Raw genomic sequence first — 14,095 nt, 5'->3', positions numbered from 1 at the left:
TCACGCAATAGTTATCTTGCTAATCAGGTAACAAGGAGAAATGATGCTGGTACTGCTTCAGGACAAAATCGACACCCCGCTGGGGCCGTTATGGATTCTTTGCGACGAGCAGTTTCGCCTGCGCGCCGTGGAGTGGGACGAGCATAGCGACCGTATGACGCAACTGCTTGATCTGCATTATCGTCATGAAGGTTATCAACGCATCGATGCCCGCGATCCCGGCGGACTGAGTCGCCAACTTGACGCCTACTTCGCCGGCGATCTCAGCGTCATTGAGACGCTGCCGACGGCAACGGCAGGCACCCCCTTTCAGCGTGAAGTCTGGCAAGCCCTGCGCACTATTCCCTGCGGTCAGGTGATGCATTACGGCCAGCTGGCGGAAACGCTGGGGCGTCCTGGCGCGGCGCGTGCGGTCGGCGCGGCCAACGGTTCAAACCCGGTCAGCATTGTCGTGCCCTGCCACCGCGTGATTGGGCGAAATGGCACCATGACCGGCTATGCCGGCGGCGTGCAGCGGAAAGAGTGGTTATTGCGCCATGAGGGGTATCTGCTGCTTTAACGCTACGTGCCTTTTATCGGAAGCATCAGGTAACTTTACAATATGCTTCCGACCAACATTGCATTGGTTATCAATGAGATAAAAGTGATAAAAGCTTTACCCTTTTAATATTACGTGTTTCACGGGTTCGAGGCTTACCTGCTCACCAAAAAGATGTTAAAATTGACCAATATCAATTAAGGCTTGAGCAGACTTATGATCCCGGAAAAGAGAATTATACGACGCATTCAGTCTGGCGGTTGCGCAATCCATTGTCAGGATTGCAGCATTAGTCAGCTTTGCATCCCTTTTACTCTGAACGAGCACGAGCTTGATCAGCTGGATAATATCATCGAGCGTAAAAAGCCAATCCAGAAAGGGCAAACCTTATTCAAAGCTGGCGATGAGCTGAAATCTCTGTATGCGATTCGTTCGGGCACCATCAAAAGCTATACCATTACCGAACAAGGTGACGAGCAGATTACCGGCTTCCACCTGGCAGGTGATTTGGTTGGCTTTGATGCCATCGGTACCGCGCTGCATCCGAGCTTTGCACAAGCGCTGGAAACCTCAATGGTCTGCGAAATCCCTTTCGAAACGCTGGACGATCTTTCCGGTAAAATGCCCAATCTGCGCCAGCAAATGATGCGGCTGATGAGTGGCGAGATCAAAGGCGACCAGGACATGATCCTGCTGCTGTCTAAAAAGAATGCGGAAGAGCGTCTGGCGGCCTTTATTTATAATTTGTCCCGTCGTTTCGCGCAGCGCGGTTTCTCGCCTCGCGAATTCCGCCTGACGATGACCCGCGGTGATATCGGCAACTATCTTGGTCTGACCGTCGAAACCATCAGCCGTCTGCTGGGGCGTTTCCAGAAAAGCGGCATGCTGGCGGTAAAAGGCAAATACATCACCATCGAAAATAGCGACCTGCTTGCTCAGCTCGCTGGTCAGGCCCGCAACGTCGCCTGATCCTCTTTGTCCCTCCGCCAGATCGCTCATTTTTTTTCTGATTTGTTGATCTGGCCAGGGTCATCCCCTGTTTCATTTCATCCATATAGGTTATCTTTTTAAAGACAGACTGTGGTTACAGTTGTAAGGAGACCCTGTATGGCCAAGTATCAGAACATGCTGGTAGTAATCGACCCCAATCAGGACGACCAGCCTGCATTGCGGCGTGCGGTGTATCTACACCAACGGATTGGTGGACGCATCAAAGCCTTTTTGCCGATCTACGATTTTTCCTATGAGATGACAACCCTGCTGTCGCCCGACGAGCGGACGGCGATGCGCCAGGGCGTTATCAGCCAACGTAGCGCCTGGATCAAAGAACAGGCCCGGTTTTATATTGAATCCGGTGTTCCCATTGAGATTAAGGTGGTGTGGCACAATCGCCCCTTCGAAGCCATTATTCAGGAAATCCTCAGCGACAAACACGATTTGCTGCTGAAAATGGCGCACCAGCATGACAAGCTGGAGGCCGTTATTTTCACCCCAACCGACTGGCATCTGCTGCGTAAATGCCCATGTCCGGTCTGGATGGTAAAAGATCAGCCGTGGCCGGAAGGCGGCAAAGCGCTGGTGGCCGTCAATCTGGCCAGCGAAGAAAATTACCACGACGCGTTAAACGAAAAACTGGTTAAAGAAACCCTCGAACTGGCGGACCAGGTCAACCATACCGAAGTCCATCTGGTGGGCGCCTACCCGGTAACGCCGATTAATATCGCTATCGAACTACCTGATTTTGACCCCAGTATCTACAACGATGCCATTCGCGGTCAGCATTTGCTGGCCATGAAGGCCCTGCGGCAAAAATTCGGCATTGATGAAAACCGCACCCACGTTGAAAAAGGCCTGCCGGAAGAGGTCATTCCTGACCTCTCTGAACACCTGCAGGCGGGGATTGTGGTTCTGGGCACCGTCGGGCGCACCGGGCTGTCGGCGGCCTTTCTCGGCAATACCGCCGAGCAGGTTATCGACCATCTGCGCTGCGACCTGCTGGTTCTCAAGCCTGAGCAGTACAAAACGCCGGTTGAAATGGATGACGAGGACGACGATTAATCGATCGCGGATTGATGCTGCGTAAAATACGTTCCCCTGCTTCGGCGGGGGATTTTTTTAGCTATCCACTCCGGCAACGGAAAAAACAAAGGGCCTTTCGGCCCCGTCATCGACAACACATAGACAGCAACAATGCTTTTAATGGATACCTAAGCGCCAGGCATGATCGATCTCTTCTTTCAGCTCGCTGGAAGAGAGCGACATCAAATCCGCAAATTCCAGCTCAAGAAGTTTGAATTTTTTCAGGTACTGCGCGGGGGTTAATGCTGTTGGGTCGCGACGCAGAAACTCGATTGCCATTTGCGCCGGGGTTAATTCGGTATCCATAATATCCTCAGAGTGATGAAAAAACAGGCTTAGTATAGCACTCCGGGCTGACGACTTTATGAGCAATTCATGGCCTTGCTGTATATATAAAAAAGCCGTCTCAGCAGAGACGGCTTCAGAATCAAACATTATTTAGGATGGTAAACCATTACAACGCTTTGAGAATTGCGTCGACGCTGGCTTTCGCATCGCCAAACAGCATGTGGGTGTTCTCTTTGAAGAACAGCGGGTTCTGAACGCCGGCATAACCCGTGTTCATTGAACGCTTAAAGACCACCACATTTTGCGCTTTCCACACTTCCAGCACCGGCATGCCGGCGATCGGACTCTTCGGATCGTCCTGCGCCGCCGGGTTAACGGTGTCGTTGGCGCCGATAACCAGCACGGTATCGGTATCGGTGAAATCGTCGTTGATCTCATCCATTTCCAGCACCACGTCATACGGCACTTTCGCTTCCGCCAGCAGTACGTTCATGTGCCCAGGCAAACGTCCGGCAACCGGATGAATACCAAAGCGCACTTTGATGCCGCGAGCACGTAATCTTTCGGTGATTTCCGCCACCGGATACTGTGCCTGCGCGACCGCCATGCCGTAGCCCGGGGTGATGATCACCGAGTGCGAGTTTTTCAGCATTTCCGCGGTATCTTCGGCGCTGATTTCACGGTGTTCGCCTACTTCTTCATCGCTGCCGGTAGAGGAACCATCGGTACCAAAACCGCCGGCAATCACGCTGAAGAATGAGCGGTTCATCGCCTTACACATGATGTAAGACAGAATCGCACCCGACGAGCCCACCAGCGCCCCGGTCACAATCAGCAGGTCGTTGCTGAGCATAAAGCCCGCCGCTGCCGCTGCCCAGCCCGAGTAGGAGTTCAGCATTGAGACCACGACCGGCATATCTGCCCCGCCGATCGAAGCCACCAGATGCCAGCCAAAGGCCAGGGCAATGACCGTCATCACCAGCAGCGCCAGAACCTGAGTTCCTGTGCTGTCGGTGCGAACAAAGGCCACCAGCAGCAGGAAGGAAACCACCAGCGCCGCCAGATTCAGCTTATGGCGATGCGGCAGCATCAGCGGTTTAGACGAAATCTTGCCGCGCAGTTTGCCAAAGGCCACAATCGAGCCGGTGAAGGTCACCGCACCGATAAAGATGCCGAGGAACACTTCCGTCAGGTGAATATTCACCAGGATCTGTTCCATACCCGCTTCGTGATACAGGTAGCTGTTAAAGCCTACCAGCACCGCGGCCAGGCCCACAAAGCTGTGCAGCACGGCAACCAGCTCCGGCATTTCGGTCATTTCGACTTTCTTCGCCAGGCGAATACCAATCGCGCCGCCGATAACCATCGCCAGGATGATCCACGCCACGTTGCCGGTATCCGGCCCGAGAATGGTCGCCAGCAGCGCGATAGCCATCCCGGCCATCCCGAACAGGTTACCCTGCTTCGAGGTTTCGTGCTTTGACAGCCCCGCAAGGCTAAAAATAAACAGAATAGCGGCAACAATGTATGCAGCTGTAACTAATCCTCCAGACATGTGCTACCCCTTAGTTCTTGCGGAACATTTTCAGCATGCGCTGAGTAACGGTGAAACCACCAAAAATATTAATGCTGGCGATCAGCACCGCGATAAAACTCAGGAAGCTGACCCAGCCACCGTGGCCGATCTGCAATAACGCTCCGACAACGATAATCCCTGAAATAGCGTTGGTCACCGACATCAGCGGCGTGTGGAGCGCATGAGAAACGTTCCATACCACGTAATAGCCCACCACGCAGGAGAGCGCGAAGACGGTAAAGTGACCGAGGAACTCTTTCGGCGCCACGTTGGCAAGCCAGCCAAACAGAATAATCGCCAGCGCCATCAGCGCGTATTTACGCCACGGTGAGGTCGGTTTTTCTGCTTCTTTCGGCGCATCAACAGGCTTCGCCGCAGCCTGCGGCTGGGCAGAAACCTGAATCGGCGGCGCCGGCCAGGTCACTTCGCCCTCACGAACCACCGTCACGCCGCGAACCACGACGTCGTCAAAATCGATGGTGATATTGCCGTCTTTCTCTTTGCACAGCAGCTTCAGCAGGTTGACCAGGTTAGTCCCGTACAGCTGCGAGGACTGCGTCGGCAGACGGCCCGGCAGGTCGGTATAGCCGATGATCTTCACGCCGTTGGCGGTAGTCACCACTTCGCCAGGAACGGTGTATTCACAGTTGCCGCCGTTCTGCGATGCCAGGTCGACCACCACGCTGCCCGCGGTCATGGAGTCAACCATTTCACGGGTAATCAGCTTCGGCGCCGGTTTACCCGGGATCAGGGCCGTAGTGACGATGATGTCCACCTCTTTGGCCTGCGCGGCAAACAGCGCCATTTCGGCTTTAATAAAGGCTTCCGACATCACTTTGGCGTAGCCATCGCCGCTGCCCGCCTCTTCTTTAAAGTCCAGCTCCAGGAACTCGGCGCCCATACTCTGCACCTGTTCTTTCACCTCTGGACGCGTATCGAACGCACGGACAATGGCGCCGAGGCTGTTCGCCGCGCCGATGGCCGCCAGTCCGGCGACGCCGGCGCCAATGACCATGACCTTCGCCGGCGGAACTTTGCCGGCAGCGGTGATCTGACCGGTAAAGAAGCGACCAAATTCGTGGGCCGCTTCAACAATCGCCCGGTAGCCGGCAATGTTGGCCATCGAGCTGAGCGCATCCAGCGACTGGGCGCGAGAAATACGCGGCACTGAATCCATCGCCATCACGTTGATATCGCGAGCCGCTAATTTCTGCATCAGCTCAGGATTTTGCGCAGGCCAGATAAAGCTCACCAGCGTGGTGCCCGGATTGAGTAATGCAATTTCATGTTCTTCTGGTGCGTTCACCTTCAGAATAATGGATGACTGCCAGACTTCAGCGGTGTCTACAACTTCTGCACCCGCCTGAGCAAAGGCTTCGTCATCGAAACTTGCCAGATGACCCGCGCCGCTTTCAACGGCAACGGTAAACCCGAGTTTTAGCAGCTGTTCCACCGTTTTCGGCGTGGCAGCGACGCGGGTTTCATTGGCAAACCGTTCTTTTGGTACCCCGATACGCATAGTTTTCCCTTCCATCGGTTTTTGATGATGGTTTTTCTTTTCTTACAGACGACGGTTAAGCGGCAAAACATGCCGTTTCTTTTCCATTGACTGAAAAAATGAAACAGTAACAAACTTTTTATAACCTACTGAAAATAGCGATTGTGATCTACTGCGATAAAACAGAAATTTTGATTTTATTGGTAAAACGCATCGCGAACCGTGTCAGGCAGCAATATTTACCTTAAATTTATGGTCAGGCCTGATAAATCGCTTAACTGATGCAGTAATACGCCATTAATCGCCAGCAAGAACATAACATTAACATTACGTTAACTTATAAAAGTGGTATTGATTATCAATTTTGCTGGTCAAGCGGCTGTTTTTTCAACATATCAGAAATTGTTATATTATTGTGAAGCACGTTTCGGGCGGTAAGCAAAAAATGACGCAGACAGTGACTCCTTTTAAATGCAATAATCGAGCGTTATCAGTCAACAACAATACCAGTACATGGTTTGCGCAAGGCAAAGGATTATTTTTATGAAGCTTAAGAACTCACTCCTGGCGTCTGCTCTCCTGGCTACGACAGCGTTGTCAGCCCATGCAGCGACCGAGCTGACTCCGGAGCAGGCGGCGGCGCTAAAACCCTACGATCGCGTAGTGATCACGGGCCGTTTTAATGCCATCGGCGATGCGGTAAAAGCCATGTCCCGTAAAGCGGACAAAGATGGCGCGGCCTCATTTTATGTTGTCGACACTTCTGATTATGGCAACAGCGGCAACTGGCGCGTAACGGCAGACTTGTATAAAGACAATGCCCCGCAGGCGGATGCCCCGAAAAATCGCGTCATCAATGGCGTCATGGAGTTACCAAAGGATCAGGCCGTCGAACTTGAGCCTTTTGATACCGTGACCGTGCAGGGCTTTTATCGCAGTCAGCCGGAAGTGAATGATGCGATCACTAAAGCGGCGAAAGCCAAAGGTGCCGCCTCCTTCTTTATCGTCCGTCAGGTTGATGCCAACCAGGGCGGTAACCAGCGTATTACTGCCTATATCTATAAAGCCGATGCCAGAAAACGCGTTCTGCAGAGCCCGGATGCGATCCCGGCCGACTCTGAAGCCGGTCGCGCGGCGCTGGCTGAAGGCGGCACCGCTGCGAAAAATGTTGAAATCCCAGGCGTTGCCACCACGGCAGCCGTCGGTTCCGGTACCGGCGTAGGTCGTTTCTTCGAAACCCAGTCATCAAAAGGTGGACGTTACACCGTCACGCTGCCGGATGGCACCAAAGTCGAAGAAGTGAACAAGATTACCGCGGCCCAGATGGCGCCGTTTGACAGCATCAAGTTCACCGGCAATTACGGCAACATGACCGAGATTTCTTACCAGACCGCCAAGCGCGCGGCGAAGAAAGGGGCGAAGTACTACCACATTACCCGCCAGTGGCAGGAACGTGGCGGTAACATCACCATCAGCGCAGACCTGTATAAATAATCGTATCGGCACTGTGTAAAAAGGCGGCAATATGCCGCCTTTTTGTTTTTTTTCATCCGCCACCATTGCATGCGCACAAGACACTCCGTAAAATCCCGCGCCTTAGCGTAATCCTCCATTTTTATGCGATTTCGCCAAATAAATATTCTTGATTCACTGCCGTCACCTCGGGAATACAATGGAAAAGAAACTGGGCCTCAGCGCCTTGACCGCACTGGTACTGAGCTCAATGCTGGGCGCAGGGGTGTTCAGCTTGCCGCAAAACATGGCGGCCGTCGCCAGCCCGTCGGCGCTGCTGATTGGCTGGGCAATCACCGGCGTGGGGATTTTATTCCTCGCCTTCGCCATGCTGCTGTTGACCCGCATTCGCGCCGATCTTGACGGCGGTATCTTCACCTATGCCCGCGAAGGTTTCGGTGAACTCGTCGGTTTTTGCTCCGCCTGGGGCTACTGGCTGTGCGCGGTGATCGCCAACGTCTCGTATCTGGTGATTGTTTTTGCCGCGCTCAGCTTCTTTACCGATACTCCGGACGCCATTATTTTCGGCAACGGGAATACCTGGCAGGCGATCGTGGGCGCGTCGGTCCTGCTGTGGGTGGTGCACTTTCTGGTCCTGCGCGGCGTCCAGACCGCCGCAGGCATTAACCTGATCGCCACCCTGGCCAAGCTGATCCCACTCGGTGCATTTATCATCCTCGCCGTCATCGCCTTTCGTCTGGAGACGTTCCGCCTTGATTTTAGCGGTCTGGCGCTCGGCGTACCGGTCTGGGAGCAAGTGAAGAACACCATGCTGATCACCCTATGGGTGTTTATCGGTGTGGAAGGTGCGGTCGTGGTTTCCGCGCGGGCGCGTAATAAACAGGATGTCGGCCGCGCTACGCTGCTGGCGGTCCTTTCCGCACTGGTGGTTTATCTGCTGGTGACCCTGCTCTCTTTAGGCGTGGTCGCCCGTCCGGAACTGGCCGAAATGCGTAATCCGTCGATGGCCGGCCTGATGGTGAAAATGATGGGCTCATGGGGCGAAGTAGTGATCGCTGCCGGGCTGATTATTTCCGTGTGCGGCGCCTATCTGAGCTGGACCATTATGGCGGCAGAAGTTCCCTGGCTGGCCGCGACGCATAAAGCATTTCCGCGCCGCTTCGCCCGGCAGAATAAAAACAACGCCCCGTCGGCCTCGCTGTGGCTAACCAATATCAGTGTTCAGCTGTCGCTGGTGCTCATCTGGCTGACAAAGTCTGATTACAATACGTTATTGACCATCGCGTCAGAGATGATTCTGGTGCCCTATTTCCTCGTGGGCGCCTTCCTGCTGAAGATTGCTGTACGCCCGCTGCATAAGGCGGTGGGTGTCGGTGCATGTATTTATGGCTTATGGTTATTATATGCATCCGGCCCTGTGCATTTATTGTTGTCAGTGGTACTTTACGCTCCGGGTCTTCTGGTTTTCCTGTACGCTCGCCGTACGCACCAGCACGATCGCATGCTCAAACGCCGTGAATTAGCCTTAATTGGTTTTTTGCTGGTTGCCGCTGTACCGGCAACGTGGATGCTGGTGGGGTAAGCGGTCGCCCTGCTGCTGAACTCAAAGGAGATACCCATGACTGTCCGACAGCCTCGCCCGATTCTCATCACCGGTGGAGGCCGCCGCATCGGCCTTGCGCTGGCGCACCATTTTCTGGATCAGCAGCAGCCGGTTATCGTCAGCTATCGCACGCACTACCCGGCCATTGACGCACTGCGCGACGCCGGAGCTATCTGTCTTACCGCCGATTTTAGTACCGATGAGCAGATACTGGCCTTCGCCGAAGCGGTAAAACACCACGCCGCCGGCGGCCTGCGCGCCATCGTCCATAACGCCAGCGACTGGATGGCTGAAAAGCCGGGCATTCCACTCACCACGGTGCTGGCCAGCATGATGCAGATCCACGTTCATGCCCCCTATTTGCTCAACCATGCGCTGGAAACGCTCCTGCGCGGGCACGGACACGCCGCCAGCGACATTATTCATATCACTGACTATGTCGTTGAACGCGGCAGCGATAAACATATTGCCTACGCGGCCAGTAAAGCGGCACTGGATAATATGACCCGCTCGTTTTCCCGTAAGCTGGCGCCGGAGATTAAGGTCAACGCCGTTGCCCCTTCGCTGATCATGTTTAATGAGGGCGACGACGCCGAATATCGCCAGCAGGCACTGGATAAATCGCTCATGAAAAGCGTGGCGGGCGAAAAAGAGATCATCGACCTGCTCGATTATCTGTTCGCCAGCCGGTTCGTTACGGGCCGCTCTTTTGCCGTGGATGGCGGCAGACACCTGCGCTAGTGGAAGCGGCTCCAGCCGAGGATCAGCAGCCAGGCACACAGCCCCCAGCACCCGACTGCGCCCGCCAACGCCAACGGCAGGCGCATCATCCCGGTGAAGTACCAGAGCGACAGCAGATAGACGAAATAGGGAATGATTGACCACATCCCAAAGACGATCGTGGTCCGCAGCGCCTCAAGCCCGCGTTCGCTGGCCACAATATAATGCGCAATCAGGGCAAAGGTCGGAAATAACGGAATTAAACCAGCAATATAATAATTTTTGCTTTTCGACAGTACGCCAATCAATATCACCACCAGCGCACCGATCAGCCCTTTAATCAACAACCCCATTCCTTTAGCCTTAACATTTAAACAACAGTTGATGTAGCATAACGGAAGTATCTCTCTTCACAATATTATTCGAATCGCCCCACCGCGGCGCAAGAGCGAATGCCCCGAAGCATAGATAACCGGCTGACCGCTCCGCGCGCGAAGCAAACGTCGGGGTCGCTTGAAGGATGAGGTCTTTTTTATAAAAGAGTAATGGCAGGTAGTCTGGTGGCGGTGTATGTTAATTCTTTTTCCAGTACAAGTAAGATATGAATAAGATCGTTTTTGTTGAGGATGATCCGGAAGTGGGCGCTCTGATTGCCGCTTATCTCGGAAAGCACGATATGGACGTAGTGGTTGAACCACGAGGTGACCGGGCAGAAGAGGTTATCGCGCGGGAAAAACCCGATCTGGTATTGTTGGATATCATGCTGCCAGGCAAAGACGGCATGACTCTGTGCCGCGATCTGCGCGGCCAGTGGCAAGGTCCGATTGTGTTGCTCACCTCGCTCGACAGCGATATGAACCATATTTTGTCCCTGGAAATGGGCGCCAGCGATTACATTCTGAAGACCACGCCGCCTGCCGTATTGCTGGCACGTCTGCGCCTGCATTTACGCCAGCACGTCGCCTCCCCCGTGACCAATGCTCCGGCATCGCTCACCCCGCATAAATCGATTGCATTCGGTTCACTGCTCATCGACCCGGTTAATCGTCAGGTATTGCTCGGTGGCGAAAGCGTGGCCCTCTCAACGGCGGATTTTGAGCTGTTATGGGAACTGGCCACCCACGCCGGACAGATTATGGATCGTGATGCGTTGCTGAAAAATCTGCGCGGCGTCAGTTACGATGGGATGGATCGCAGCGTGGATGTGGCAATTTCGCGCCTGCGGAAAAAACTGCTCGACAGCGCGACCGAGCCCTATCGCATCAAGACGGTGCGCAATAAAGGGTATCTGTTCGCTCCTCACGCCTGGGACAATTAATCTTCCCCCGCCGTAGAACGCGACAAAAAACCGCCGGCGGGTTAATGCGGGTCACTTAAAGGTGACCCGCATTTTTGGCCTGGCGGCCAGTCCTGGATGCACACCGGCATTCTCGCCCGTTTTCCCGGTAGGCAATACGGTAACCCTGGCCCGCCTTGAGCACGTTGGCAAAACCCGAACGGTCTAAATGCATTCCTGCAACCAACAGTTTTTCACTTGCCGCCTGCGCGAGGATTTTTTTACGTGTCTCTTCAGCCTGAAGGGGGTCACAGTCAAACACAATGGAAACGTCCGGGCGTGCTGACTGGATATGCGGAAAATGGACGATGTCTCCCCAGATCAATAAGCATTGTTCCCCGGAAGTGATACGGAATCCGGTATGTCCTGGCGTATGTCCTGGCAGCCATACCGGGAGAATACCCTCAGTTATCGCCCCCTCGTCAAGCAGGCGCAGCTGCCGGGCGTACACGTCTAACGTCCTGCGGGCGAGGTTAAAATTTCGCTTCCCGCGCTCATTCGCTACTTTAAATCGTTCATCATCCTGCCAGTATTGTGCCTCAAGCGGGTGAAGATGAAGTTCGGCCTGTTTAAAAACAGGTAGCCCTCCGGCATCTAAAAGCCCCCCAATATGGTCAGGATGGCCGTGCGTCAGCAACACGGTATCGACATCATCGGGGCTAATACCTGCAGCGCCAAGATTATCTATGAGTTGCCCGCCTACGTTATTCAGCCCCCCGGCACCGGCATCGACCAGGAGGGTTCGCCCGCGCCCCTGGATAAGATAGCCGTTGATATGGATATTGCCGGGTTCAGCGATCCGGGCGCGGTGTTGAATCACCGTTGCTTCTGCTGTTTCAATGCCTGACAGCCAATCCAGACTGGCGGACATCGTGCCATCGCTCAGCGCGGTCACCACAAAATCCCCAATCCGACGGGTTGAAAAAGAGTGATGGTTCATCGTTACCTCTGGTTAATTGCGCGCAAACAGGTGTGATGCAGCGGAGCCAAAACAGCGAATACGCGCTGTAAGGCCCGAAGCTTGTCGAATGGCTCGTTCTAACTCGCGCATGAACTCCTCCATGACTTCTGACGTACGCACGTTTGTCAGACGATAAAAAAGCTCGGCATATACCGGATGTCCGCATCCGGGTTTTACATCGACATAGATGATATGCACATTTTCCGACTCCGCAGCGAGAATGCCTGTGCAGAGCGCACTGCAGGTACGCGTTAAATCGCGGAGGTCACTAAACCTGGCAGCATGTTCCTGAGAAAGATAAAACGTCAGATTCGGCATGTTGATAAACTCGCCTCCCTTCAGGCTTGAGCAGGATTCGTCAACTGCGCTGTCAGCGGCGCATAGAAGTTTACGCCGGGCAGGTCAGCTAACTGCGCGGCAGTTTCCCGCGTCACCACCCAGGCAATGCGTCGGGCGGGCATTTTATCTAATCCTGACGCCTGCATTTGCAGTGCCGGGTACCCCAGCCCCTCAATAAAGCTCAATGGCTGGGTGCTGAGCAGCAGGATTTCATCACTGGCTACCGCAGGTGCCGTGCCGTCACACTCATACAAATTACGCTGCCAGTCGGTGATGTGATTTTGCCAGCGTGAAAAATGACCGCCCCCTTTCAGCTTGTACTCCTCGCTGGTAAGTACCTCTGCATACTTCACCGTATGAATGGCGAGATACCGGGAGCCGCCTGGTTTCAGGGCCTTAAAACGCTGGGAAGAGCTAAACCCGGCGACCGAAATCAGCGCGGGCAGCTTTTGCTGGCTGTAAAACGTATTCCACTCCTGCTCACTTTCAGGGTCGGTATAGTTACACTCCACGGTATAGAGCATCGATTCACCTCTGCATGAATAAAACGCAGGGCCCGAATGGCCTTGCTTAATGACTTTTGATCATGCTATATGCTGTTAACTCGGCGATGAATCGATATTAATTCAAGTATTAGTGACATTATGTCACTAACAATTCACACTTCCGTCGAATAAGGCAATTCTAATGCGCAGAAAAATTCCCAGCAGCGCTTCACTTCAGGCGTTTGAGGCCGCTGCCAGGCACGGTAATTTTGCCCGTGCCGCCGCGGAGCTATCGCTGACCGAAGGCGCCATCAGTAGACAGATTGCCCGCCTGGAGGCTCTGCTCGAGTGCAGACTATTTGACCGTACGGGAACCCGAGTAAAGCTTAATCCAGTGGGTTCACACTATGCCCATCACGTACGGGAAATACTCGAACGGTTAGAACGGGATACTCAGTATGTGATGGGCATGCCTGAAGGCAGCAGAAGCCTGGAAATTGCTGTTCTGCCGACGTTTTGCAGCCGCTGGCTGATTCCCCGGCTCAGCGGCTTTCAGTCTTTATATCCGGACATCACGTTGAATATCGCGGCGAGAACCGACCCTTTCATTATCACCGGGAGCGGATTTGACGCGGCGATTCATTTCGAGCATCCCGCATGGGCGGGTATGCGCACGCAGGTTCTGTTTGAAGAGAAGCTGGTGCCGGTTTGTCGTCCCGACCTGTTAAGCGATAAGGATATCGTTGAACAGTTGAATACACTGCCCCGCATTCACCGGCGGCAGAACCCAGAAGCCTGGCTGCATTATGCCGGGCAAAGTGGGATAGTCCTTGATAACCCGGCACAGGGAGTCCGCTATGACCTTCATGAAATGGCGATAGCAGCCGTACTGGCGGGACAAGGTGTGGCCATGGTGCCACGCATATACGTCGAAAAAGAGCTAAACCAGGGATTGCTGGTTGCGCCCTGGCCGGACTCAGAGCAACTGAGCAAGACATTTTGTTTGGTAAAACCGGTGGAAACAGGAATTAATGAACCCGCCCTGCAAGATTTTGAGCGCTGGTTACGGGCAGAACCGATGCTCGTGACATAGCGGTTGTCTGCTTTCTGTCAAAAGCGGAAAATAAAACATGATAAGAATCAGCTGAAGTCTAATCTTTATAATCCATAAAAGAGCGATGCCAATGCTCCATCGTGCC

General features: G+C 53.9%; 15 protein-coding genes. 8 read left to right on the top strand and 7 right to left on the bottom strand.

Annotation, left to right across the window (positions count from 1 at the left end; genetic code table 11):
* Nucleotides 1-43: 43 nt before the first annotated feature.
* The 3 genes from ogt (at nucleotide 44) to uspE (ending at nucleotide 2,596) form a co-directional block, all read left to right on the top strand.
* Nucleotides 44-559 carry a methylated-DNA--[protein]-cysteine S-methyltransferase gene (gene ogt, locus DSD31_RS11770; protein WP_004862553.1) on the top strand — a complete coding sequence of 172 codons (516 nt, stop codon included), beginning with the start codon at nucleotides 44-46 and terminating at the stop codon, nucleotides 557-559.
* Nucleotides 560-754: 195 nt separating this feature from the next.
* Entirely contained in the window at nucleotides 755-1,507 is a 753-nt protein-coding gene (gene fnr / locus DSD31_RS11765; protein WP_004862555.1) for a fumarate/nitrate reduction transcriptional regulator Fnr, read from the top strand.
* Nucleotides 1,508-1,645: 138 nt separating this feature from the next.
* Nucleotides 1,646-2,596: a universal stress protein UspE gene (gene uspE, locus DSD31_RS11760; RefSeq protein ID WP_004862557.1), complete on the top strand. Its 951-nt coding sequence runs from the start codon at nucleotides 1,646-1,648 to the stop codon at nucleotides 2,594-2,596.
* Between the two features lie 138 nt (nucleotides 2,597-2,734).
* Here uspE and DSD31_RS11755 read toward each other — a convergent pair whose 3' ends face one another.
* The 3 genes from DSD31_RS11755 to pntA all read right to left on the bottom strand — a co-directional run bounded on the left by DSD31_RS11755 (nucleotide 2,735) and on the right by pntA (nucleotide 6,000).
* Nucleotides 2,735-2,923, bottom strand: a complete 189-nt coding sequence (locus DSD31_RS11755; protein WP_004862559.1) for a YdiH family protein — start codon at nucleotides 2,921-2,923, stop codon at nucleotides 2,735-2,737.
* A 148-nt stretch (nucleotides 2,924-3,071) separates the two neighbouring features.
* Nucleotides 3,072-4,460 carry a Re/Si-specific NAD(P)(+) transhydrogenase subunit beta gene (gene pntB, locus DSD31_RS11750; RefSeq protein ID WP_004862561.1) on the bottom strand — a complete coding sequence of 463 codons (1,389 nt, stop codon included), beginning with the start codon at nucleotides 4,458-4,460 and terminating at the stop codon, nucleotides 3,072-3,074.
* 10 nt (nucleotides 4,461-4,470) lie between these two features.
* Nucleotides 4,471-6,000, bottom strand: coding sequence for a Re/Si-specific NAD(P)(+) transhydrogenase subunit alpha (pntA, locus tag DSD31_RS11745; RefSeq protein ID WP_004862565.1), 1,530 nt, complete (start codon nucleotides 5,998-6,000; stop codon nucleotides 4,471-4,473).
* 522 nt (nucleotides 6,001-6,522) lie between these two features.
* On the opposite strand from pntA, the gene ydgH reads away from it, so the two are divergent.
* The 3 genes from ydgH to folM all read left to right on the top strand — a co-directional run bounded on the left by ydgH (nucleotide 6,523) and on the right by folM (nucleotide 9,796).
* Complete coding sequence (gene ydgH, locus DSD31_RS11735) at nucleotides 6,523-7,473, top strand: DUF1471 family protein YdgH (protein ID WP_004862568.1); 951 nt, start codon at nucleotides 6,523-6,525, stop codon at nucleotides 7,471-7,473.
* A 178-nt stretch (nucleotides 7,474-7,651) separates the two neighbouring features.
* Complete coding sequence (locus DSD31_RS11725; protein ID WP_004862570.1) at nucleotides 7,652-9,034, top strand: amino acid permease; 1,383 nt, start codon at nucleotides 7,652-7,654, stop codon at nucleotides 9,032-9,034.
* A 36-nt stretch (nucleotides 9,035-9,070) separates the two neighbouring features.
* Nucleotides 9,071-9,796, top strand: coding sequence for a dihydromonapterin reductase (gene folM / locus DSD31_RS11720; protein WP_097358242.1), 726 nt, complete (start codon nucleotides 9,071-9,073; stop codon nucleotides 9,794-9,796).
* Here the strand turns inward: folM and DSD31_RS11715 are convergent.
* Nucleotides 9,793-10,128, bottom strand: a complete 336-nt coding sequence (locus DSD31_RS11715; protein ID WP_004862575.1) for a GlpM family protein — start codon at nucleotides 10,126-10,128, stop codon at nucleotides 9,793-9,795. The genes folM and DSD31_RS11715 overlap by 4 nt on opposite strands.
* A gap of 248 nt (nucleotides 10,129-10,376) precedes the next feature.
* Here DSD31_RS11715 and rstA point away from each other — a divergent pair, with 248 nt between their 5' ends.
* Nucleotides 10,377-11,093 carry a two-component system response regulator RstA gene (gene rstA / locus DSD31_RS11710; protein WP_004862578.1) on the top strand — a complete coding sequence of 239 codons (717 nt, stop codon included), beginning with the start codon at nucleotides 10,377-10,379 and terminating at the stop codon, nucleotides 11,091-11,093.
* A gap of 55 nt (nucleotides 11,094-11,148) precedes the next feature.
* On the opposite strand, the gene DSD31_RS11705 is transcribed toward rstA, so the two are convergent.
* From DSD31_RS11705 to DSD31_RS11695, 3 genes are read right to left on the bottom strand one after another with little or no spacing between them, the layout of a single operon-like run.
* A complete protein-coding gene (locus DSD31_RS11705; RefSeq protein ID WP_032717528.1) occupies nucleotides 11,149-12,051 on the bottom strand; it encodes an MBL fold metallo-hydrolase in 903 nt (300 codons plus the stop codon).
* Between the two features lie 12 nt (nucleotides 12,052-12,063).
* Nucleotides 12,064-12,390 carry a hypothetical protein gene (locus DSD31_RS11700; protein ID WP_004862582.1) on the bottom strand — a complete coding sequence of 109 codons (327 nt, stop codon included), beginning with the start codon at nucleotides 12,388-12,390 and terminating at the stop codon, nucleotides 12,064-12,066.
* A gap of 20 nt (nucleotides 12,391-12,410) precedes the next feature.
* Nucleotides 12,411-12,935 carry a DUF4286 family protein gene (locus DSD31_RS11695; RefSeq protein ID WP_004862584.1) on the bottom strand — a complete coding sequence of 175 codons (525 nt, stop codon included), beginning with the start codon at nucleotides 12,933-12,935 and terminating at the stop codon, nucleotides 12,411-12,413.
* A 163-nt stretch (nucleotides 12,936-13,098) separates the two neighbouring features.
* Here DSD31_RS11695 and DSD31_RS11690 point away from each other — a divergent pair, with 163 nt between their 5' ends.
* On the top strand, nucleotides 13,099-13,989 hold the full coding sequence (locus tag DSD31_RS11690) for a LysR substrate-binding domain-containing protein (protein ID WP_004862586.1): 891 nt from the start codon (nucleotides 13,099-13,101) through the stop codon (nucleotides 13,987-13,989).
* Nucleotides 13,990-14,095 lie beyond the last annotated feature (106 nt).

Origin of the sequence: Klebsiella sp. X13, from assembly GCF_003323835.1 — a bacterium.
In the GTDB taxonomy this organism is placed as follows: domain Bacteria; phylum Pseudomonadota; class Gammaproteobacteria; order Enterobacterales; family Enterobacteriaceae; genus Klebsiella; species Klebsiella ornithinolytica.
Note: the sequence above shows the minus strand (reverse complement) of the source record. Positions and strands in the feature narration are given on the sequence as shown.